Genomic DNA, 20,782 nt, shown 5'->3' with positions numbered 1-20,782 from the left:
GTAGGCATTTTTTATTGCCGTGTCCGCTGTCCAGGTTTTGTGTGTCAATTTTCACATTCCTGGTTCTCATGAAGAAGAAAAAACCTCCTGAGCAGTTAGCGATGCTCTCAATTGTTGTACGTTGGCTGGCTCTTTCCTCACTGGCCGGCGCCTTGGCAGGCTTGGCGTCCGCTGTCCTGCTTGTTTCGCTTGATTGGGCGACAGACACACGCCTGGCGCATCCGTGGCTCCTGTGGCTTTTGCCCATTGCAGGGCTTGCGATCGGTTGGGTCTATCACTGGCTTGGCCAATCGGTCGAGGGAGGAAACAACCTTCTCATCGATGAAATTCATGACCCTAAGCGCATTGTCCCCAAGCGCATGACCCCCCTTATCTTGCTCGGCACAGTCGCGACGCATTTATTCGGGGGTTCTGCGGGGCGCGAAGGAACCGCTGTGCAAATGGGCGGAGCCTTGGCGGACCGGCTGACCCACTTGTTTGGCCTAAACAAGGAAGACCGGCGTATTTTATTGATGGCGGGCATCAGCGCCGGTTTTTCGTCGGTATTTGGCACGCCGCTTGCTGGCGCGATTTTCGGACTGGAAGTACTGGCCATTGGCCGCTTACGCTACGACGCTATCTTTCCCTGCCTAGTCGCCGCGATCATTGGTGACCAGATACCCGGACTGCTGGGTGTTCATCACACGCTCTACACGGTGCCTTTTGTGCCGGCCGTCTCGCCAATAACACTACTCGCGACTCTTGCGGCTGGTGTCGCATTTGGTCTTGTTGGAATGCTGTTTGCCGACATCACGCACGCCGTGGGCCGTTGGTTCAAGCGGCATATCAAGTTCCCGCCGTTACGTCCGATGCTGGGCGGTGCCGTGGTCGCATTACTCGCAACTATCTTCCTGGGTGCTGACAAGTATTTGGGTCTGGGTATTCCCACCATCGTTCAAGCCTTCCAGCAGCCACTGCCAGGCTACGATTTTCTGGGTAAATTGGGCTTTACGGCGCTCACGCTGGGGGCCGGGTTCAAGGGGGGTGAAGTAACACCCTTGTTTTATATAGGCGCCACGCTGGGTAATGCCCTGGCGTATGTGCTCCCCCTGCCTTTTCCCGTACTAGCGGGACTTGGTTTTGTCGCGGTATTCGCGGGCGCTGCCAACACACCCATCGCATCCACCATTATGGCCATTGAATTATTCGGGCCGCAGATCGGCGTATTTGCTGCATTGGCGTGTGTCGTTAGTTATTTGTTTTCCGGCCACACCGGGATCTATCGATCTCAACGCCTGGGTTTGGGCAAACATGCCCTCTTTCCTGAAGGGCTGCGTTTATCCGATTTGGCCGAATTTCGCAAGAGCGCTACCCCTGTCGTACCCACCACGGCTAACAATGAAGAAAGGAGCTCTTCATGAGCAATATCGTTGCTCTACGGTTTTACTTCCAGTCTGCCGAGAAAGCGCTGCCGTCGCGCAAGCTACACCGCTTCTTTCGTCCGTCGCTGGCTTCGCATCTGCTACGCCATGCCGCGCGCGAAGGCATCGAGCAGGTCATTTTTCACCAAGTACATGCAGGCTATCTAAAAGGTCAGCGCATGTCGGCCCGACACGTGGAGACGATTCATCCCTCTCATCCGCATTGCATAGAGCTCATTGATATAGAGGAAAAGCTGCGCGATTTTTTGCGTCGTCACGAGCACCACCTTGCTCAGGCGCGAGTCATTTTCATGCGTGCGGAAATGGCGTTGGGCACATAGTTGAAAACAGACTGCCCAAGCGGTATGGACATATAACGCATGGGTGCCATCAGAGCGTTGCAACCCATGCTGCTTGGGTAGCGCCAATGAGTTCCTACTGATGGGGTTATCCGCCAAGCGCTTCTTTGTCTTTGAAGATTTCTTTATAGAGATCTTCACCATAGCCTGTTTTTAAAGGCTCGCCTTCAATTAGCTTAAAGGTTCGCGTGCCACCGCTCTGGCGTTCAGCTCGCAGAAACACGGCGTTTGGCATTTTTCTTTCATAGAAAGCATGGGAAAGTTCGTACATATGGGTCACAAAAACGATCGTGACGCCACGTTCCAACAGGGCGTTCATGATCTGTGTGGCAATCTGCGAACCTTCTCGTTCGTTCGTAGCGGCAAACGATTCGTTGAACAACATCAAGCTATCCGCGGTGTGCGGCGCTGCCTGATCGACGATATCACTCATTCTGGCGAGCTCTTCATCAAGCTTGCCGCTTTTCATTGTTGCGTCTTCTTCGCGCTTGTAATGTGTAAAAAGGCCGTCGCAAACATTGGCGCTGAACGATTCGGCTGCAACGAACATGCCGCATTGCATCATCAACTGGGACAACCCTAGGCTACGTAGGAAAGTCGATTTCCCCCCTTGGTTAGCGCCAGTAATGATCACCAAATTTTTATTTTCTGCATTCAGGTCGTTACCGACGATCCTGTGTCCCATCTGCAACGCAAGACAGACATCATAGAGTTCCGTGAAAGCGTGTTTCCGTTCCTGTTTGTCCTTGGGCACGGGAAAGCATATTGGCTCCTGCTGTTGAGTCAGGTTCGCATGTAAGTTCGAGCAGGCAATATAGAAGGCCAGTTCAGTCTGCAGCAGACAAAAGAAACTCAGGATATGATCGGTCGACTGCGCCAGCGCATTGGCGACGAGATTGATGCCTCGGTCTCTGAGCTCTGATAATGCCCTGGCTCCGTTTTCATCGCGATCCGCGAGGGTAAAGGAGTAGGCCGATTTTTTTCGGATAAAAATCTGCTTTAAAAGCCTTGTTATCCACCACTCGGTACTGCGTGGCAGCTCTCGAAGTATGTAATGGGCGCCCTTGTTACCATCGTCTAGCTGCGCACTGATCAAAACGCCATCACGAAACTTCAACGTTTTCAAATGCTCCTGGATCTCGGCAAAATAGTCATCGCTAAGCTCGGTGCGCAGCATCGCAAAAAAAGTAACGAAACCGTCGGACTCGAATTTATCCGCCTGGAGCTCGGCGATGCTCCTGAGCTCCTTCAAGGTTCCAACGAAACCCTGAAGCACTTCAATTGATCTACTGAGTATGGCGGCCGGATACTTGCTAAAAAATCCGTAATACGCTTTCTTTTCCAGTTCCATCGAGCGTAGCGTAATAGCATAGATACGCTTTATAAGCTCAGGATGTTTCAGGCAATCTTTAAGCACGCTTTGGCGATACAGGATAGTGTCCACATCGTTACCCACACTCGACAGGATCGCTTGCCGTGTCACATCGAACAAGAATTTGTCCTCAAGCGCCATCGCAGTAAACAAGGTGGTCAGTTCAAGATCCTGTGTGAGGGCCTGCTCATTCATGGGCAAAGTCTGGTGTAAATCAAAATCGCGATCTTTATACATGAGAAGAGCCTTCATGATTTCAGCCGCTCCTGTAATAAGGCGTAGGTAAGCCGGTATTTTTCAGCCAGGGATAGCGCATAAGCCAGTCCATCGGAGGGCTTTCTTACCAGTTTGTAAGTCCGCAGCGTTGGGTTTTTAGGGACGATGGTGCTGACTACGCTCACGGTTTTTTCGCTCATGGAAGACAACTCATCCAGGAACGTCACGCACACGCAGAGCAAATCCCGCTTTATGATTTCTTCCAACACATATTTGCTCAAAAACAGGGCGTCTTGCGACGTGGTGGAGGTAAATATTTCGTTCATGATGACGATGCTGTTTGGTGACGCCTTTTCCAGAATGCTATGAATTCGGACCAGGTCATCCTGCAATTTACCCCTCAAGTTTTTGATATTCTCTTCTCTTTCGAAATGTGCAAACAATCGGTCAAAGTGAAAGAGCTGCGCCTGTCTGCCGGCCACGGGACATCCCAGACTTGCCATGTAGTGCAATTGTCCGAAAGTGCGTGCGAACGTCGTTTTGCCGCCATTGTTGGGTCCTGACACAACGAAGATACGCTCCGGGCCGCTCAAGTAGAAGTCGTTGCATACAACGGCGGACTTATCGTGAATGAGTTTGTGGGCCAAGGCCAGGTCAAAGCACTCATCAGCAAGCACTGCTTTCGTTTGATCCGAAACCTTTGCGTAGCAAAACGTCAATCCGGCCTGCTTGAGCACGGCGACGTAGCCAAGATAAGCGACATAAAACTGTACTTCGCGATCGAAAACGGCAATCGTCGGATCCAAATAGTCGCCATGCGTCACACAATAATCGTCCAGGCGCTCAAAGAGTTCCGGATTCAGCTGCGCGACGAACTCAAGCACCTGAGCCTCAACATGATTCATATCGGGCCACTCGATAAACTTGGCCTTGTAGTCCTTCACCGCTCCCCGCTTGAACTTTTCGAACGTTTTTTCGACGCTCGCACTATAGTCCGCTTGGGATCCGTATTTTTGAACCTCGATGGTGGCGCCCTTTATACGCATGCAGTATTGAACGGCAGACAAATCTGCTTTAAGTTGCGTGGTCTCTTGCAGCAGTGACGTAAATGGTTCGGACCCTGTATAGCTTGCCAAATAGTCACATAACCCCAAGCCGCCAGCAGACGCCAAATTGCAATGTGATAAATCCCGCGCAAGCGTACTCACGGCCTCGCAGTAGATTTGCACCGCATCCAGAAACCACCATTCCTTCTGATACTTATAAGAGAGCTTTCCGGATTGCTTAATATGTTCGCGCATGGTGCGCATGCTTTGCGCAAAGGCGTTTACACACGCCATCGCCGTGGGGTCTTCGAGATCCTGCATTACCTCATTTCGATACGTGATGGTTTCCATATCGCCCAAAGAAACATGAAAAAATGGCGGTAAGTTGTACTCGTCCGCGCCTGCGGTGATAGCAGCGACTATCTGGTCGAGGTTTAAATCGACAAAGAATTCCGGAGCGTCCGCGCTTTCCTTTGTCATACTGTCTTCGATCCGAGGAAAAAGTATGCTGCTAAACGTCATGGCCACTTCCTCATTGCAACAAGGTCAAGAATAGAATTACGATTAGCAAAGCTCCGATGAGCGCCAGGTAAAAATTCAGATCGCCGGACTGCAAAGCTCGCAGCCGCCCCGCCAGTTTCCAGACAACCTGTTGAATTGGCTTGAACAACCAAGGGTCAAACATCTTGGCCACATCGTGGTGAAAATCGACTTTTTGCACGAAGTAAGCATTGGTCCGGTGCTCGCGCGTTGTATCCTGTGTGGGCCGATAGATGAGGCGATATACCGTGCGCATGGCATTGGAAAAACTCAGCGAGGTAGTGGCCGCGCACTGAGGATCTTCGATCATGCCTCCATACCAGACCCGTGCGCGGCGAATTCGGTGACGGCGAATGTTGAGCAGCAAAAGCAATGGCAAAATGGCCAACAGTGGCATCGCGATCATCAGCATGGAAGGCGAGATAAAGGCAAAGGTATCGGTTAACGGCACCAACACCCATCCATTCATCATTGCCAGGGCGCCATGCGCACCAAACCGGGTGAATTCCACATCGTCCAGGGCGCCTAGCCATATCGGCAGGCCGGTGGCAGACGCCAGAACAGCCACCCCGAGCAACAGAACACACCAACAGTAACGGCGGCTAATACCGGCTTGATCTATCTGCCTGGGAGCGCCCAGCAGTCCAACGCCGAATAACTTAATAGAGGTCGCCAACGCGACAGCGGCGGTAAGTGCCAAGCCCGCCCCAGCCAGGGCGAGCAGAAGCTTGCCACCCAAGTTGCCAAGATGAAACCCCTGAAACAGCGTTTGAAAAACGAACCATTCGCTGACAAAACCCATTTGTGGCGGAACGGCCGCCAGACTCATAGTGCAAAACAAGGCCCCCACGCCGAAGGCGACGCCCGCCTTGCGCAGCCATCCACCCTGCACGATGCCATACCCCGCTGCGGCCCTATAAATACCATCGGCGCAGAGAAAAAGGCCGCCCTTGGCCAGCGCATGGCCTGCCAAATGCAAAAGTGCAACGGTCCAGGCCAGAGCAGCCAAATCGAATTGAGCATTCTCCCGAAAAATCAGACAAGCACCCAATACGGTGACGGCAATGGACGCGTTTTCAGCGGTCGAGAACGAAAGTAAGCGCCGCCAATCGTCTTGCTGGAAGGCGTGAAACGCCGCAAGAATGGCCGAGAAAACCCCGATAACGGTAATGCCTGTGCCCAGGGCGAATAGCCACTCGCCCTCGCTTGGCAACCATTGCACCAAGCCGCGCGACAGCGCAAAGAAAGCGGCGTTTAACACTACGCCAGACAAGATCGCGCCCGATGCCCCGCTACCGCAGGCATAGGCGCCAGGAAACCACTCGTAGAACGGCAAGAGCCCCAGCTTCGCGCCAAAACCGACGACCAACAAGGCGCCGACCAGAATGCGACCATCACTAGACAAGGCATGCGCGCCTGCGGGAAATCCAGCAAAGTCCATGCTGTTCCCGCTCGCATGGCCCAGCAGCAAAAAGGCGACTAGGATCGCTACCGTACCGAACTCCAATAGCGCCAACATGAATAAGACGGCCTTGCCATAGTCTTTGGAGAGCCGTTCGGCCAACAGCATGATGGCCCCGCCTAAGCTCATGAGTTCCCAGGAAATCAAAAAGGAATAGGCGTCCTGCACGCCATAGATGCCCAACGCGCCCAGTAGCGACATGGCGGCCCCAACCAACCAACCGGGTCGCGCGAGCACTATCGGGCTACACAGCCCTATCGCCAACACAGCAGGCATTAGTCCAAACCCCATCAACCAAAGCGCCTCAGTGGCGTAACTGAGCGTCACCGTCTGGCCGGCCAGCGTAAAAGGCAAGATCAGCGCCGCGCTACCGTGTGGCAGTGTGGTTGCTGCCGTCACAACGCCGGCCGCAGCCCCTGCGCTAATTAGCCACCGAGCGGGCATGCTCCAGCGCAGCAGCGCCATCAACAAGCCGGCGATGATCAGCAAAAACGCGACGATTAGGCCTTCAGGCATGGTTATCCTCGTGCTCTTGTTGCCCCCCATGCACCCGCTGAGGCATGCGCTCAAGCAGTAACAACAGCGTATGGATGATGGCTGCCGGATTGGGCGCGCAACCGGGCAGGTAGACATCAACGGGCAATACGCCATCTAAGCCCTGTCCGCAGGCATAACCACCGCCGTTCGTGCCGCCCGATACCGCGCAGGTGCCCATAGCCATGACAAACCGAGGTTCAGGCATTGCCTCATAGGTTTCCAGAAGCGGGCCTCGCATGGCGTAGGTCACCGGTCCTGTGACCAGTAGTAAATCGGCAAAGCGCGGCGAGGCTGTAAAAAAGATGCCTAATCGATGCAAGTTATAGAACGGATTATTCAGCGCCTGCAGTTCGGATTCGCATCCGTTGCAGGAACCTGCATCGACGTGGCGGATATGTAGACTACGCCCAAAAATCCGATGGATATTCCCTTTTAGCTGTTCTGCCTGGGGCGTTTTTATGGCTTGGGCCCAAACCAGATCCTCGCGCCGGCGAACACCAAAGGCCCAGTCTGAGGACGAGGTAAATGCTCCGGTCGGACAGGCTTCTACGCACGCCTGGCAGGTAACGCAACGTCCGTAATCGACCGCGATGCGGGCTTGGCCGGCATCGATCACGGTAATCGCCTCGGGCAGGCAAGAATCCGCGCAGCGCTGGCATCCGTCCAGGCATTTGGCCGGGTCAAAACGCGGCATGCCTCGCACCCCGGTTTGCCCATCATCACCTGATTCCGGCCACGCCGTGCTGGCCTTTCCTTTTGTTAAACCGTACAGCGTCCACAATGGCATCACTTATCTCCTAGCGGTCGCAACCGGCCGTGGTCAGGCCAAAACTGGCCTCGTTGATCGCATAGTCCATCATGTTGCTGTCATGCACCGTGAACGGAAAAACGCGCCAATTGGAAAAGCTGGGCGACTTGATTTTGACCCGCGCCAAACGGCCGTCGCCGCCGATATGTACCGCGTAATAGAGCGAGCCCCGGGGCGACTCCGCCCAGCCCAACCCCTCACTGCCCGGCAAGGGCGTACATGGAACGTGGGTCGGTCCGGATGGCAGCGTATTCATGACCTGCTCAATCAAGCCAAAGCTATTTTCGATTTCAGTAATGCGGACCTGTTGGCGTGCATGCGCATCACCGGCTTCTTTCACCGTGGCACCCACTAATAGCGACGCATAGCCGGCATACGGATGATCGCGGCGCAGATCTCGATTGATTCCCGAAGCCCGTTCAATGGGGCCCGTGGCGCCTTGATCGATCGCGGCTTGCCGCGTTAACAGACCGGTGGTTATCAGGCGGTCCAGGTGCGGCGTACTGGTTTCGAGCATGCGTGCATAAGGCGCGAACCGATCCTGTAACTTTTGCAAATCAAACGTGAGTCCTTCCAACTGCAAATTGCGACGCAGTCCGCCAGGACAGAGCAGGTTACGCAGTAAGCGATCGCCGGCCACTCGGGCATTGATTTGCTTGGCAAGCTCCTCCAGATACTTGCCCTGCGCCTCACCCACTTTCAAGGTCGTCGTATGGCACAAATGACCGAGATAATGCAAATGGTTGTATAGACGCTCCAGCTCAGCCAGAATGACGCGTAGTGCTTGCGCCCTTGGTGGCACCACGCAGCCCGCCGCGGCTTCGATCGCCTGGCTGTACGCCAGAGCATGAGCGGCGCTACCCACGCCTGAGACCCGTTCGGCCAATACCACGCCTAAATCCGATGGTCGGCCTTCGAAGCGTTTTTCCATGCCGCGATGCTTGAAAAAAAGCTGCGCATGGTAGTGCAGGATTGCTTCGCCAATATAGAAAAACACAAACTGTGCGGACTCCACGACATCGGCGCGTACTGGTCCAAAGGGCAACACCTGAATATCTTCCCGATCCGGACCCCCGATGTGCGGTAGCTCATAGGCCACCGGCTTATAGCGAAGCAGCGGTTCGGCGCTGGCCAAACTCAGCGGAGGTGCTGTTACAGTCGCACCCGGCAAGAAGACAAGCGGCTGGGTATGGGCTTGACCCCGAAAGTGCAGCCCGCACAGATCACTCATCTCGCGTTCATACCATGACGCCAGGGGAGCGATGTCGGCAAGGCTAGGAATGGACGCTTGGCCAGGGCGGCAACGCCAGATGTGTAATGGCTGACTCGGTGCGGGATGGACAATATATCGAAGCTCGGGATCGGTATCCTGGTTGGGAAACCAGGCGTAGGCAAAGTCCAGACGACCGCCCTGCGTTACTAACTGCTGGCAGCGCATGGGTAGTTGATCAATATCCAGATCTTCAATACGCGGATCGTTCATGGTGTGCCTCCTGCGCCCAGTCCGGCGGCTACAGCGGCAAAGAAACGCATAAAGAAATCGGGCCACCACAAACCCAGAACGAGTAACGGGATCAAGGCCAACCACATCGGCAAGGTACACCAGACCGAGGGAAAGTCGGCTGGCGCCTTTGTTTTCTTATTCGAGGTCGATGTATCACGATGGCTATCTGGAATGGGGCTAAAGTACAGGGCACGAAAATGATTCAGAAACCCGATAAAGACGACGATCAGCAGCAGCGCCATCAGAAACGCCGCCCAGACAAAGGCCGTGGTCAGACCGGCGCGTAAGATGACGATTTCGCTTAAGAACAGGCCAAAAGGCGGGGCTCCGGTGATTGCCACGGCGCCGGCAAGCCACAACCAGCCCGAAACGGGAAGCCGGCGGGGCACGTCGCGTATCGCTTTGATTCTCTTGGTGCCCCATACCCGCATGACGTTGCCGGCGCCGAAGAACATGAGCGACTTACATAACGAATGATTCAGCATGTGATAAAGCGCGCCGGCCACGCCCAGGGGGCCACCGAATCCAAAGCCGAGTGCCAAAATACCCATGTGTTCAATACTGGAATAGGCCATCAGCCGCTTGATATTGGTTTGGCGAACGATGAACAAGGCCGCCACCGCCAACGACGCCGTGCCCAGCACAACAACCAACGCGCGTGGCAGCAGCCCGATCTGCGCCGCGTCGCTAATTTGCAAATAGCGTGCAATGCCGACCATGGCCGTATTCAGCAGCGCCCCGGAGAGCATGACCGACACAGGTGTCGGTCCTTCGCTATGTGCATCGGGCAGCCAGGTATGCATGGGCGCGAGTCCGACTTTGGTGCCGAACCCGACAATAACAAGAAAGAAAGCGATTGTGCTGATAGCCGGATTCATGTGCGGCGCAGCGGTTCTGAGCGCTTTCCACGTCATATCGTAGGTTGGGCCTAGCACGAGGCTTGCGCCCCAGTAATACAGTATGGTGCCCAGAAGCGCCAAACTGATGCCGGCCGACACAATCACAATGTATTTCCAGGCGGCTTCGATGCTTTCACGGCTCAGCTCAAAACACACCAGAAACGTGGAAACCAAGGTGGTCAGCTCAATGGCGATCCAGTACACCCCGGCGTTATTCATGAGCGGACTCGTTAGCGTGGTCAGGCCAAACCCGGCATAGAGCGCATAGAAGCGGTGCAAACGCACCTCTACATTGAGAATACGCATGTAGCCTATGGCGTAAATCGATCCCAGCAGATACACACTCGATACGCACAGCAGCGCCCAGGTACCCAACGCATCCACGATCAAATAGTCATTCCAAAAGTAGAATGGACCATTCAAGGTTTCGGGCAATAGCCGTAACGTGGCCAGAAATACGGCAACGGCCGCCGCTAAGTTCAAGAATTCGGCGGGTCGCGGCCGGCGTACTGCTAAGCAGCCTAGAACAGCTGCCAACGGCGCGAGCAAAATGATTAGGATTAGTCGTATGGTCATCAGCCCACCAATCTGCGTAAGGCGCGCGCGTTGGTGGCACCGGCATGCACGGCCAAATAGCGCACCAGAACGCCAAAGCATGCCACCACGACCAACAAATCAAAAAGAATGACCAGCTCGATCAGCAAGGGCATGCCGGGTATCAGAATCTGGCTACCCAGAAAAATACCGTTCTCCAGGACCAACAGCCCAAGCACTTGGCTCACGGCTTCGCCACGCACCGCCAACATCAGAAAGCCAATTAATTTCATCGATAGCATGACCGTCAGTGCCAGTACGGCGACCGTGCCGGCCAGGTCTAGCGACTGCGCCAGGTGCGTAGAGACCACAAAGGCGAACAGCGTCAGGAGCCCGCCTAGTACCAGGCTCGTGCTCGCCGACAAGCGCTCCTGCAACTCGCGATCGACATCCAGCCGGTCGACAACCCGCAATATCATCCACGGCAGGATCATGCCGCGAAACACCGCCGTCAGGACCGCAATCAAGTACAGCTCGGTAAAGTGCCCGTAATAGCCAATGGCCGCCGACAAAATCGCGATCAGCCAGGATTGCGCGGCAAAGGCCAGCAAATAGTCTTTGAGCCAGCGCGAACCCAGCATGACAAACGCCAATAGCAAGCTGCCTATGGCCAATAAGCTAAAAAGTGAAGCGGCCAAGGGTGGTAAGTGCGCAGCGAGCATGGTTTTTACCTCAATTGGTTGGCGACAATGGCCAGGATGGCTAAAAGAAAAGACGCAGCCAAGGGTTCCTGATAGCGGTAATAGCGCAAGCGCGCTTGTGCGGTTTCGACAAAAACGACCGCCGCGGCAACGAGCATGAATTTCAATAAAAGTGCAATGAGGGCACCCAAGACTCCCAGGGCTTCGCCCCGATAGGAAAGGCCCCACGGCAGCACCAACACGTTACAGAACAGGATGTAGAAGATGGCCTGCTTCATCATGGAAGCCCACTTCAACAAGGCGAGTAACGGACCCGAATACTCCAGAACCCGAGCCTCTTCAATCATGTAGACTTCAATATGCGTGCTGGAATGAATGGGCAACCGGTCGGTCTCGACCAGCAGAAGAATAAAGAAGGCCGCCACCAGAAACAGATGAGCGGGGCTCCAATAGAGCTCGGGCTGGCGCACCAGCAAATGGTTCACGACAAAAGGCAGCATGGATTTGGCCAGCAGCGTAATGCCGACAAATACCAAAATAAGCGCAGGTTCGGCCAAGATAACCAACATGGCGGATCGTGAGGCGCCTATGCCCCCGTAGGCACTGCCCGAATCCAATCCGGCCAGCGTGATCATGAAAGCGCCCAGCGTGAGGATTAAGCCTCCGCCCAAAATATCGCCCATGTCCGATGCCGGCAACGGGTAATTGGTCAGCACGGGAATAAGAATCGGCACCGTTAGCATGCACGTAAAGGCAACGATGGGTGCTAACCAATAGATAAAACTAGCGGTCTCAGGTACGACCTGCTGCTTGTGAAACAGCTTCCATAGATCACGGTAGGGCTGGAAGATACCCGGCCCTTGCGCGCGTTGAACGCGTTCTTCCCATTGCAGGATGAGGCCTTGCAATAAGGGTGACAAAAGAAGCACCGTGGCAACTTGGGCAATCTGGAGCAGGATGTCCCGTACCATGCTTGCTCCTCAGGGCTCGCGACTAAATTGCAGAGCCGCGCGCACAGGGAAATTCGCTGCCGCGCAAAAGTAACAAGCGTTACAGTGAGGCGCTATGGGTAGGGTTATAACGGTTTTTTTCACCGGCGCCACCAATCCCTTTCCTGCGTAACAGGAGTAGTTTGGTAGGCATCATCAGCCGGTTTGGGCGGTTATAAGGAGGAATGCCATCTCCTGTAACACAGTCTACATCGGTGTGTGCGTTTCGGCAATCCTGGCCTTATGCCCTATACGTATTGCGTGCCATCGTTGGGCTTGTTACACTCTTTACGGAGATGGCATTCCTCCTTTAACCATCGGCGCAAGCCGATTGATGATGCCTACAGGTCCCTGGCACAAGGGCTGTAGGCGGTATGCATCAGCGATTTGTGGTCCAGGATAACGCGTACGCAAAGATCCGGTTCCATGATTAAGATGCCTCTTTCTTCCTTCGTTTTTCATTCTCCATGCTCGGCCATGGGTTGGGTTCGGCCGCAAGTCCGGCCACAATCATCTCGCTCCATTACATGGCGGCTGCCATGCTAAGTGCAATTTTTGCAATTTCTATCGGTGCTGCCCTCGGTGCCTTGTTGCGTTGGGTACTGGGCATGGGTTTGAACTCGCTTTGGCCGACACTACCGCTGGGCACGTTGGCCGCTAATTTGATCGGTGGCCTGCTCATAGGTGTTGCCAGCGTATTCTTCGCCAATCACAGTGGGCTGGCGCCAGAATGGCGTCTGGCTGTGATTACCGGTTTTATGGGTGGTTTGACGACTTTTTCCACGTTTTCGCTGGAAGTTGGCACCATGATCCAGAGCCGGGAACTAGCCAGCGCCGCGCTAGAAATTGGCTTGCATGTCATAGGCTCAATCGCTTTAACAATACTTGGCATTGCCATCGCGCAGTCTTTATCCGGTAGTTAATTAACGGAGTCACGATCATGACAGGCTATCAACTGACGTTCTTTACACAACAAGACCGCCGCCATGGCCATCACCCTCTGCATCAATGGTTGATGGCGCTTATTCAGTCGATGGGGATTCGGGGCGCTACGATGACGGCCGCCCAAGAAGGACTCGGCGGACATCACCGCCTTCATTCGGCGCGTTTCTTTGACCTGGCGGATCAACCCATAGAAATTACGGTGGTGGTGACCGACGCAGAAAGTGAAGAACTCATGACGCGTTTAGCCGCCGAACCGGCGCTTCATTTGTTTTACTCCAAGACACGCGTGGAATTTGGACTGATAGGCGACCCCGATTGATGCCCGCCGATGCAGGGGGTTGTCCTTACGAATTGGGTCCGCTTCAATTATTTTATTTTGGATAAGGGAAAATCAATGACTACACTGATTCTTATGCGCCACGGCCATGTCGAGGGCATTAATCCCGAACGATTTCGAGGTCGTGCCGAACTCCCGTTAAGCCCGCTTGGGGAGCGCCAAGCGCACGTGTTAGCGCAGCGGGTGGCTGCACGTTTTTCGCCTGTGGCGCTGTATACCAGCCCCATGGGCCGAAGCATCGCCACCGGCGCGCCCATTGCACAAGCACTGAATCTTTCATCCAAAGTGCTTAATGGCTTGCATGACCTCGATTATGGCCAATGGCAGGGATTAACGCACGAAGCGGTAAGCGAACGTTGGCCAACGCTTTATCAGGCCTGGTACAACAGCCCGCATCTGATGCGCTTTCCCGATGGGGAGTCATTGCAAGATCTCGTAGCGCGCACGGCCGATGGTTTACGTACCGTGTTAGAACGCCACCCGAACAAATCGGATGTGGTCTTGCTCATCGGGCATGACAGCGTAAACCGTGCCCTGTTGCTCCAGTTGTTAGATCAGCCGCTTTCTGCCTATTGGCGCGTGGCGCAAAGTCCCTGCTGCATCAATCATATTGACATCCATGATGGGAAGATCACAATACGTTGTATCAATGACACCGCACATTTAGAAGAACTACCGACTAATTGAGGGTTGCGTGTAACGCCACCTTGGTTTTTGCACCGACGGAGATGGCATTCCTCCGCTAACCGTCGCTATCAGCGACTGATGATGCCTACACCTTCCTGGATCGGGAGTTGTAGGCATTTTTTGTTTCCCGTTTTCCGCTTCCAGGCTTGCCTCATGTGCTCACTATTGAGCCCAAGCACAGGAAACGGACATGTTGACACACGACTCAAAGCCCGCCGCGGATCCAAGCCGCCGCGCCTATCAGTTTGTATTGCTAATCGGTGTACTAAGTTTTTTTGCGGATTTTACCTACGAAGGGGCGCGCAGCATTCTTGGGCCGTACCTGGCCAGCTTGCAGGCGACGGCGACGATTGTTGGCGTAGTTACCGGCTTTGGCGAACTGGCAGGCTATGGGCTAAGGCTGGTTTCGGGTCGTTTGGCCGATACTACACAACAATTTTGGCCTATCACCATCAGTGGCTATGTGTTGCAAATGGCGGCAGTGCCCGCCCTGGCTTTAACACATAGCTGGCAGGCAGCCGCCGTTCTGATCATTCTGGAACGGGTTGGCAAAGCCATCCGTAATCCCCCGCGCGACGTGATGCTCTCTTATGCTGCGCAACAGGTAGGCAGATACGGCTGGGTCTTTGGCATACACGAATCGCTCGATCAATTGGGCGCGCTATTCGGCCCCTTGGTCGTTGCCTTGATACTTGCCCAACACGGCAGCTATCGGGAATCGTTTGCCGTGCTGGCTTTGCCCGCTCTGATCAATCTCTGTTTTGTCGGGCTTGCGCGTTGGCGCTATCCACGCCCGCAGGATTTGGTTGTGCAATCCCCCTCTGAAGCAAGTAATGGCTTGCCGCGTGTCTTTTGGATCTATTTGCTTGGGGCGGGCTTGATTGCAGCGGGTTTTGCCGACTACCCCTTGATTGCCTATCACTTCAGTCGCGCTCATACCGTTCCAAACGAATGGATCGCCGCGTTTTATGCTGTTGCGATGGCGGTCAGCGGCAGCGGTTCGCTGCTCTTCGGACGCCTCTTTGATCGTTATGGGTTTCGTGTGCTCATAGGCCTGACATTGCTATCAGCGCTCTTTGCGCCGCTGGTTTTCCTGGGGAATTTTTGGGTGGCCCTAGTCGGAGCCGCTATTTGGGGTCTTGGTATGGGCGTGCATGAATCCATTATCCCGGCCGCTGTTGCGCCGATGGTCTCTTCCGAGCGTCGAGCTTCAGCGTTTGGTTTGTTTACGGCCGGCTATGGCGTATTCTGGTTTGCCGGTAGTGCGGCAATAGGCATGCTTTACGACCGTTCTGTATGGGCGACGATTGTGTTTTGTGTTGTGGCGCAACTTGCAGCCATACCGTTATTCATATGGGTCAGTCGCCGTATCCATAAGTAAATGAAATGCGCCATGAACAACACATCATCGCTATCGCTTTTTGTGTCGCTCGGCGCTACGGGCGACATTGCCAATCAAAATAAGCAGGCATCCTAAGGAAAATAAGGGCGCGCTCCACACGTTTTGCGGGGCAAAAGTCGGCAAGAGCAGACCGGCCGCTACGCACCATCCAATCAGTGCAATCGCCAGACTTCCATCATCCACGAACAAGCGCCCTAGTTTTTGCAAAAATTCGATCAGCCCGGTCATGACGCAACCTCCATAGATTGAAGTCGATGGCGAGCAAGCTTGACCGAAGCCAGCGCCACAATAAGCAACGCGACCGCCAGCGCCAGAATTGCCAGATCTTCGCCTGGCCAGACTAGGCCGAATCCTTCCCCGACCCAGAAAATACCGAAAGCCGAAATCAATACGCCAACCGCGAATTTGAGCGTGTTTTCTGGAATGCGAGCCAGAGGCTTTTGCAGCACTATGCCCAGCGCAATAACAAGCACACCTGCTAGAGCGGCGCCCACGCTGGCGGGGACAAGCATATTGGCAGTGGCGCCTACAGCAATAACGATGAACACGACTTCGATGCCCTCAAGCAATACTGCCTTGAAGGCGGTGGCCACGGCCAAGGGATCGAGCGTGGTTGCCGCCTTTACACTGGTCGCGCGCAACTGGGCCGTTTCGGCATCAAAGGCCGCTTGTTCATCGTGCAGTCCGATGGCCCCTGCGGACCGCAGTATGGCTTTACGCAGCCAGCGCATGCCAAAAAGCAGCAAAAGCATGCCGACGAATATTTGCAGCAATTTGATGGGTATTTGTCCCAGCAGCGGTCCAAACGCAATAATCATGACAGCGAGCAGAACCACGCCACCGGCCACCCCTGTTAGTGCGGATCGCCAGCCCCTGACAGTGCCCACGGCAAGCACGATAGTCAGTGCCTCGACAAACTCCACCAGCGAAGCCAGAAATGCCGCCAGAACCGAAGGTCCGGCATGGGTCCAGAGCATCATGCTAATCCCCTACGAGTAAATAAAGACAATCGACTGAGTATTCCTGTTTATTACAACGGCTATGCCAATCAAGTGACTCAGACAACATGATGCTCAGAGCTCCGCATATTGCATCGCCAGAGACGATATATTAAAGATATGCATGCAGCGGTTACCAAAGCGATGACAGCCCCCGATAGCACATCGAATGGAAAATGCAGCCCTGCGATGCAGCGGGCCGTCATCACCCAAGCAACCATGGCCGCCAGAACTGCACGACCGAAAGTGGATGCTCGCCGCCACAATACAAAGGCCACCGCTGCGGCTATTGCCGCATGGCCACTCGGGAAACCGAAGGGATCGCCCGCCGACAGTCTTGGAATAAAGTGCTGCAAGGCATACTCGGGTCGAGGAATCTGAAGCGTAATCTTAAGAAGACCCACGGCGCCAACGCAGGCGATAAAACAAATTAGACAAAAAGCGGCTTCGCGCCTAAAAGATACCCAAGTGATGGTCGTCCCTGGCTGATGCCGTTGATGCCACCTCCATCCTGCGCATAACAAGGCCTGGACGATGAACAGCCTGGGCTCGAAAAGCGCAAAGGTCGCTTTCAGTACGTAGACGGAAAGCCCTCGGAAATGATCGACAACGGCTAGTAATAGAGAAACATTTCCGGGAATAGCGGTCTCGGAAAAATGAAGACTTTCACGTAGGATATCAATTGCAATCATGGATTTGGGAATCTCAAGAGGTCAATGGCATACTCGAATCGACCTCATCACGCTTCGCGGCTTCTTTCATGCTGAGGGCAGCAAGTGTTCTTTCCGGGCAGCGCTCCACACTGATTTGGCCGCGTCCACATTGACCGCCGCAATGGCAAGACCGACAATCAGATCCGGCCACCCCGAAGACCATTGAAGCGTGATCACACCCGCTAAGATAATGCCGATGTTGGCCAGTACATCGTTGCGCGCCGAAAGGAAAGCGGCTCGGGTAAGCGTGCCGCCGTGGTGTCGGAATCGTGCCAACAAGAGAGCACACCCAAAATTTACAACCATTGCCCCTAAACCGGTCAATGACAGCAGCCACGGCTCAGGCGGAGTCGGAACATTAAACTTCTGCCATGCGGTCCACAGTAACGCTAGGACAGGGGCCATAAGGATAGCGGCCAACAACATGCCAACGCGGGCGCGATTGCGTGGCGACCAGCCAATCGCTAGCGCGATTAATAGATTGACTGAGGCATCTTCCAGGAAATCGATGCTGTCGGCGAACAGCGAAACCGATCCGATGCGCCGTGCCATCGCGAACTCAACGAAAAAGTATGCGAGATTTGCCAACGCGACGATGATCACTACACGGCGTAAGCCCATATCTGAATATATTGACATTGAAGGCCGCGCGGTACTCGTTTGTTGAGGCTCTGATGATTTCATGAGGGCAGTTGCCTTAGCGGTTCTCGGATTGCGCATCGAAAACCTGATGCGCATAGACATCTAGCAGCGTTTCGCAGTCACTCAACCGCTTCTGCGCGTCAGAGGCAAGCGTGGCGCCATAAAAATCTAGCTTGCGGATTTTTTCCAGCCAGTTTTGCAGCTTTTTAAGATCGACATCGTTTTCTTCCAACTCGGCGTAGGTGAAATGGTTTGCAGCGACTTCCTTGGCAATTTCGCCTTCGAAATCCTTGCACTTGTCTAGAAATTCCTCGTACTCCTCATCCCGGTCGGCTTTAAAGCGCGCGATGACTTTCTCTTCTTGGGAAGGATCTAAGGCGACGGTTTCGAGGATCACGGAATCGCCTTTCATTTCAAAGATCTCGTTTTCCAACATCTTGAGTTGGCGAACATGATCATCGGTCTTGGGCAGTAGACATACGCCGTTCTGCAGGTAAATCCCGCCCATTCCTTTTAGCTTGCGCCATAACGCCACGCGTCTTTTTGGTGGTTCGGGAGGGACCTTGTAGGTCAGTAATAGCCAGCTCATAATTTTCATGGTACGACTATAAAGTAACGGTAGTTACTTTTCAAGTGTTTTTATATTTTAGCAACATGTCGCCGTCAGGGTCATCAGCTTGGATATACGAAGTTTATTTCCGAAGCGTCTGCACGCGGGGAATGGCCTTTTAATAGGCAGCGATCAGCGTACGGGCTTTATGCTTCAAGCAAGACGCAGGTCCTCAGCTATTAGCAGCAAAAAGGTGAGTCCCGCTGTGGGATAAGCATTGCTGAGCTGCGAGCGCTGTTAGTTATCTCTGAGCGTCCTTAACTATCACCTGATCGGGATGGGTCATTACTGTTACACCCGAGCCATCCGCGAACATTGTCCTGGTTAAGCACCAACAAACATGTGTTGGCCCCTCTTTTGAACGCTCCGCGATCAATGAAAAGGTGCGATTCATATAGCACCATCTGGGTTAATGGCGTATGGCCAACATACGTTAATGACAATCCCGCGTGCCAAGGCTTCTGGCTCATCAATATTTTTCCCGCTCGTGTCTCGATTTCCGTGGCTTCCTGGGCGCTGGCGTTAAGAATCAGGCGTCGACCCCAGGTGAGAGCACCCGTCATTTCAGACAGTACCCTGTCGGTCAGCATCGCATCGGTTAATACTTGCTTAGGAGATTGGTCGATGGGCAACCCAGCGATAGCTGACCAATAGTTCTCATCAGGCGCGCCTGTCATGAGCTCGGCGTGCGTCACATGAAACATATCGGGATCCTGGCCCACGGTGATCACGTACGGTAGCGCCAGCACCCGAGGCAAAAGATCGTCCTCTAGCTCCGATTTTTCATGCTCATCTAACCGATGCACCCAGCCTCCACCATTGCGAATGAAATCCGGCGCGCTGTGATAGTTTGGATTCCGCTTCTTGTAATAGCTGAGCAGCATATCTTCGTGGTTGCCTACAACGGCGTAAAACCACGGTTCGCGGAGTAACCTCAGGCATCCCATAGAATCGGGGCCGCGATCAATTAAATCTCCGACCGAGAACAGTCGATCCCTATTGCGATCGAAATCGGCGCGTGTTAACTCGGCCTGTAATAGATCCAGACAGCCGTGCAAGTCCCCGACGATGAAGTCACGCCCGGTGTCATTAGCGGGAAGCCATTGGCGATACGTGGTCATGATAATTTCCTTCAGCTTGACGCGTAGCCTGTCCCAATTGATAGCGTTCAGGCTGTTTCAGTTAATGCAATGTGTAGATCGCAGAATGTACTTCGTCGCCGAACAGTCCCAACAGCGCTCGGCGCATTTCACGTGGGCCCAGGCCGCGCAGCCGTTCGATATCGCGCGCTGACACGGTCAACGCTCCGTTTGGTACGTTCCACTCGCGCTCGAGATCCGTGACGATACCTCTAGCAATAACCTCAGTATGCTCGGGTCCTGGCATCGGAAAGAGCACCGGTTGCAAGCGCGAGAGCAGAGGTTCTGGCAACGTCAATAACGAATTGGCCGTGGCGATGTACAAGCAGTGGGAGAGATCGCATTCCGTTAACAGGTAAATATCGTTGTAACGCCGAGCATTGCCTGGCTCCAAGAGATCGAGCAACGCATCGTGCGGGCGCCCGCCATTGCCGTGATCATAGGTCTGGGCCTTATCGATCTCATCCAGGACAAAAAGCGGATTGGCCACTTTGACTTGTCCAATGAACTCAATCAAACGTGACGGCCGGTTGCTCGCCCAGCCGCGAGTGACGCCTTTGAGCACTTTGACATCGGACATTCCCGCTAAATTGATCAGCGCATTGGGCGTGCCGAGCAAGTCGGACAGGCGCTGCGCAAATCGTGTTTTACCGCTTCCCGGGTTGCCGGCCAACAATATGGGCTGCATGCCCAGACGCCTGACGCCGTGCCGCTGTCGAGCCACGAGGCCGCTCATGATCACCCTCAGCGCGTCATGCGCCCACGGGAATTCCGCTGCAAGCGCATCGCGGATTGCATTCAGGCGCGCAAGGCCGGGCATGAGAGTGAGCGGTACAGGCTGGCGTAAGTGTCAACGCCGGTTTAAAACTGACCCACTTTCCGGCTTTTCGGCCGGAGTAAAACTGACCCACCCGGGCCTCCAATTTTCTTAAGCTTTTGCCT

General features: G+C 54.3%; 21 protein-coding genes and 3 riboswitches. Of the genes, 6 read left to right on the top strand and 15 right to left on the bottom strand.

Translation table 11 applies throughout. From position 1 onward, the window contains the following. Positions 1–68 precede the first annotated feature (68 nt). Positions 69–1,400, top strand: coding sequence for a voltage-gated chloride channel family protein (locus BUB23_RS15150; RefSeq protein WP_218599009.1), 1,332 nt, complete (start codon positions 69–71; stop codon positions 1,398–1,400). Next, complete coding sequence (locus BUB23_RS15145; RefSeq protein WP_073104221.1) at positions 1,397–1,741, top strand: DUF190 domain-containing protein; 345 nt, start codon at positions 1,397–1,399, stop codon at positions 1,739–1,741. The genes BUB23_RS15150 and BUB23_RS15145 overlap by 4 nt, the downstream gene beginning before the upstream one ends. A gap of 106 nt (positions 1,742–1,847) precedes the next feature. Here the strand turns inward: BUB23_RS15145 and BUB23_RS15140 are convergent, their stop codons facing one another. The 8 genes from BUB23_RS15140 to BUB23_RS15105 form a co-directional block, all read right to left on the bottom strand. After that, positions 1,848–3,383, bottom strand: a complete 1,536-nt coding sequence (locus BUB23_RS15140; protein ID WP_073104219.1) for a MutS-related protein — start codon at positions 3,381–3,383, stop codon at positions 1,848–1,850. Further along, positions 3,380–4,915 carry a MutS-related protein gene (locus BUB23_RS15135; protein WP_073104217.1) on the bottom strand — a complete coding sequence of 512 codons (1,536 nt, stop codon included), beginning with the start codon at positions 4,913–4,915 and terminating at the stop codon, positions 3,380–3,382. Before BUB23_RS15135 ends, BUB23_RS15140 begins: the two co-directional genes overlap by 4 nt. Before the next feature lie 10 nt (positions 4,916–4,925). Then, positions 4,926–6,911: a proton-conducting transporter transmembrane domain-containing protein gene (locus BUB23_RS15130; RefSeq protein WP_073104216.1), complete on the bottom strand. Its 1,986-nt coding sequence runs from the start codon at positions 6,909–6,911 to the stop codon at positions 4,926–4,928. Beyond that, entirely contained in the window at positions 6,904–7,719 is an 816-nt protein-coding gene (locus BUB23_RS15125; protein ID WP_073104214.1) for an NADH-quinone oxidoreductase subunit B family protein, read from the bottom strand. The genes BUB23_RS15130 and BUB23_RS15125 overlap by 8 nt, the downstream gene beginning before the upstream one ends. 10 nt (positions 7,720–7,729) lie before the next feature. Next, positions 7,730–9,223 carry a hydrogenase large subunit gene (locus tag BUB23_RS15120; RefSeq protein WP_073104212.1) on the bottom strand — a complete coding sequence of 498 codons (1,494 nt, stop codon included), beginning with the start codon at positions 9,221–9,223 and terminating at the stop codon, positions 7,730–7,732. After that, positions 9,220–10,719: a proton-conducting transporter transmembrane domain-containing protein gene (locus BUB23_RS15115; RefSeq protein WP_084136049.1), complete on the bottom strand. Its 1,500-nt coding sequence runs from the start codon at positions 10,717–10,719 to the stop codon at positions 9,220–9,222. Before BUB23_RS15115 ends, BUB23_RS15120 begins: the two co-directional genes overlap by 4 nt. Then, positions 10,719–11,318 carry a hydrogenase gene (locus tag BUB23_RS15110; RefSeq protein ID WP_245801290.1) on the bottom strand — a complete coding sequence of 200 codons (600 nt, stop codon included), beginning with the start codon at positions 11,316–11,318 and terminating at the stop codon, positions 10,719–10,721. Before BUB23_RS15110 ends, BUB23_RS15115 begins: the two co-directional genes overlap by 1 nt. A gap of 86 nt (positions 11,319–11,404) precedes the next feature. Further along, on the bottom strand, positions 11,405–12,349 hold the full coding sequence (locus tag BUB23_RS15105) for a respiratory chain complex I subunit 1 family protein (protein ID WP_073104207.1): 945 nt from the start codon (positions 12,347–12,349) through the stop codon (positions 11,405–11,407). 158 nt (positions 12,350–12,507) lie between these two features. Then, a riboswitch (Fluoride riboswitch) is annotated at positions 12,508–12,572 on the bottom strand. A 78-nt stretch (positions 12,573–12,650) separates the two neighbouring features. Beyond that, a riboswitch (Fluoride riboswitch) is annotated at positions 12,651–12,718 on the top strand. A 188-nt stretch (positions 12,719–12,906) separates the two neighbouring features. On the opposite strand from BUB23_RS15105, the gene crcB reads away from it, so the two are divergent. From crcB to BUB23_RS15085, 4 genes are all read left to right on the top strand, one after another. After that, a complete protein-coding gene (gene crcB / locus BUB23_RS15100; protein WP_073104524.1) occupies positions 12,907–13,290 on the top strand; it encodes a fluoride efflux transporter CrcB in 384 nt (127 codons plus the stop codon). Positions 13,291–13,307: 17 nt separating this feature from the next. Then, complete coding sequence (locus tag BUB23_RS15095; protein ID WP_073104206.1) at positions 13,308–13,631, top strand: DUF190 domain-containing protein; 324 nt, start codon at positions 13,308–13,310, stop codon at positions 13,629–13,631. Between the two features lie 75 nt (positions 13,632–13,706). After that, positions 13,707–14,336, top strand: coding sequence for a histidine phosphatase family protein (locus BUB23_RS15090; protein ID WP_073104522.1), 630 nt, complete (start codon positions 13,707–13,709; stop codon positions 14,334–14,336). Between the two features lie 28 nt (positions 14,337–14,364). Next, a riboswitch (Fluoride riboswitch) is annotated at positions 14,365–14,431 on the top strand. A 95-nt stretch (positions 14,432–14,526) separates the two neighbouring features. Further along, positions 14,527–15,717, top strand: coding sequence for an MFS transporter (locus tag BUB23_RS15085; protein ID WP_073104204.1), 1,191 nt, complete (start codon positions 14,527–14,529; stop codon positions 15,715–15,717). A 30-nt stretch (positions 15,718–15,747) separates the two neighbouring features. On the opposite strand, the gene BUB23_RS26760 is transcribed toward BUB23_RS15085, so the two are convergent. The 7 genes from BUB23_RS26760 to BUB23_RS15055 form a co-directional block, all read right to left on the bottom strand. Beyond that, positions 15,748–15,966 carry a hypothetical protein gene (locus tag BUB23_RS26760; protein ID WP_143161000.1) on the bottom strand — a complete coding sequence of 73 codons (219 nt, stop codon included), beginning with the start codon at positions 15,964–15,966 and terminating at the stop codon, positions 15,748–15,750. Continuing rightward, positions 15,963–16,718, bottom strand: a complete 756-nt coding sequence (locus BUB23_RS15080) for a COG4280 domain-containing protein (protein WP_073104202.1) — start codon at positions 16,716–16,718, stop codon at positions 15,963–15,965. Before BUB23_RS15080 ends, BUB23_RS26760 begins: the two co-directional genes overlap by 4 nt. Before the next feature lie 77 nt (positions 16,719–16,795). Continuing rightward, positions 16,796–17,428, bottom strand: coding sequence for a phosphatase PAP2 family protein (locus BUB23_RS15075; protein WP_073104201.1), 633 nt, complete (start codon positions 17,426–17,428; stop codon positions 16,796–16,798). 66 nt (positions 17,429–17,494) lie between these two features. Next, positions 17,495–18,133: a cation efflux transmembrane domain-containing protein gene (locus tag BUB23_RS15070; RefSeq protein WP_245801289.1), complete on the bottom strand. Its 639-nt coding sequence runs from the start codon at positions 18,131–18,133 to the stop codon at positions 17,495–17,497. A 13-nt stretch (positions 18,134–18,146) separates the two neighbouring features. Then, on the bottom strand, positions 18,147–18,680 hold the full coding sequence (locus BUB23_RS15065; RefSeq protein WP_245801288.1) for a Chromate resistance protein ChrB: 534 nt from the start codon (positions 18,678–18,680) through the stop codon (positions 18,147–18,149). A 278-nt stretch (positions 18,681–18,958) separates the two neighbouring features. Continuing rightward, a complete protein-coding gene (locus tag BUB23_RS15060; RefSeq protein WP_073104197.1) occupies positions 18,959–19,822 on the bottom strand; it encodes a metallophosphoesterase in 864 nt (287 codons plus the stop codon). Positions 19,823–19,883: 61 nt separating this feature from the next. After that, entirely contained in the window at positions 19,884–20,660 is a 777-nt protein-coding gene (locus BUB23_RS15055) for an AAA family ATPase (protein WP_073104195.1), read from the bottom strand. Positions 20,661–20,782: the final 122 nt, after the last annotated feature.

The organism is Pollutimonas bauzanensis, assembly GCF_900129885.1.
Lineage (GTDB): Bacteria > Pseudomonadota > Gammaproteobacteria > Burkholderiales > Burkholderiaceae_B > Pollutimonas > Pollutimonas bauzanensis.
This window is presented reverse-complemented; position numbering and strand designations above follow the sequence as displayed.

What these genes read in the sequence shown, in the direction of transcription:
- BUB23_RS26760 (WP_143161000.1), bottom strand. Translation starts at nt 15,966, where the DNA reads ATGACCGGGCTGATCGAATTTTTGCAAAAACTAGGGCGCTTGTTCGTG.
- BUB23_RS15120 (WP_073104212.1), bottom strand. Translation starts at nt 9,223, where the DNA reads ATGAACGATCCGCGTATTGAAGATCTGGATATTGATCAACTACCCATG.
- BUB23_RS15080 (WP_073104202.1), bottom strand. Translation starts at nt 16,718, where the DNA reads ATGATGCTCTGGACCCATGCCGGACCTTCGGTTCTGGCGGCATTTCTG.
- BUB23_RS15095 (WP_073104206.1), top strand. Translation starts at nt 13,308, where the DNA reads ATGACAGGCTATCAACTGACGTTCTTTACACAACAAGACCGCCGCCAT.
- BUB23_RS15060 (WP_073104197.1), bottom strand. Translation starts at nt 19,822, where the DNA reads ATGACCACGTATCGCCAATGGCTTCCCGCTAATGACACCGGGCGTGAC.
- BUB23_RS15140 (WP_073104219.1), bottom strand. Translation starts at nt 3,383, where the DNA reads ATGAAGGCTCTTCTCATGTATAAAGATCGCGATTTTGATTTACACCAG.
- BUB23_RS15105 (WP_073104207.1), bottom strand. Translation starts at nt 12,349, where the DNA reads ATGGTACGGGACATCCTGCTCCAGATTGCCCAAGTTGCCACGGTGCTT.
- BUB23_RS15085 (WP_073104204.1), top strand. Translation starts at nt 14,527, where the DNA reads ATGTTGACACACGACTCAAAGCCCGCCGCGGATCCAAGCCGCCGCGCC.
- BUB23_RS15125 (WP_073104214.1), bottom strand. Translation starts at nt 7,719, where the DNA reads ATGCCATTGTGGACGCTGTACGGTTTAACAAAAGGAAAGGCCAGCACG.
- crcB (WP_073104524.1), top strand. Translation starts at nt 12,907, where the DNA reads ATGCTAAGTGCAATTTTTGCAATTTCTATCGGTGCTGCCCTCGGTGCC.
- BUB23_RS15150 (WP_218599009.1), top strand. Translation starts at nt 69, where the DNA reads ATGAAGAAGAAAAAACCTCCTGAGCAGTTAGCGATGCTCTCAATTGTT.
- BUB23_RS15130 (WP_073104216.1), bottom strand. Translation starts at nt 6,911, where the DNA reads ATGCCTGAAGGCCTAATCGTCGCGTTTTTGCTGATCATCGCCGGCTTG.
- BUB23_RS15070 (WP_245801289.1), bottom strand. Translation starts at nt 18,133, where the DNA reads ATGAAATCATCAGAGCCTCAACAAACGAGTACCGCGCGGCCTTCAATG.
- BUB23_RS15110 (WP_245801290.1), bottom strand. Translation starts at nt 11,318, where the DNA reads ATGCTGGGTTCGCGCTGGCTCAAAGACTATTTGCTGGCCTTTGCCGCG.
- BUB23_RS15075 (WP_073104201.1), bottom strand. Translation starts at nt 17,428, where the DNA reads ATGATTGCAATTGATATCCTACGTGAAAGTCTTCATTTTTCCGAGACC.
- BUB23_RS15115 (WP_084136049.1), bottom strand. Translation starts at nt 10,719, where the DNA reads ATGACCATACGACTAATCCTAATCATTTTGCTCGCGCCGTTGGCAGCT.
- BUB23_RS15065 (WP_245801288.1), bottom strand. Translation starts at nt 18,680, where the DNA reads ATGAGCTGGCTATTACTGACCTACAAGGTCCCTCCCGAACCACCAAAA.
- BUB23_RS15145 (WP_073104221.1), top strand. Translation starts at nt 1,397, where the DNA reads ATGAGCAATATCGTTGCTCTACGGTTTTACTTCCAGTCTGCCGAGAAA.
- BUB23_RS15055 (WP_073104195.1), bottom strand. Translation starts at nt 20,660, where the DNA reads ATGCCCGGCCTTGCGCGCCTGAATGCAATCCGCGATGCGCTTGCAGCG.
- BUB23_RS15135 (WP_073104217.1), bottom strand. Translation starts at nt 4,915, where the DNA reads ATGACGTTTAGCAGCATACTTTTTCCTCGGATCGAAGACAGTATGACA.
- BUB23_RS15090 (WP_073104522.1), top strand. Translation starts at nt 13,707, where the DNA reads ATGACTACACTGATTCTTATGCGCCACGGCCATGTCGAGGGCATTAAT.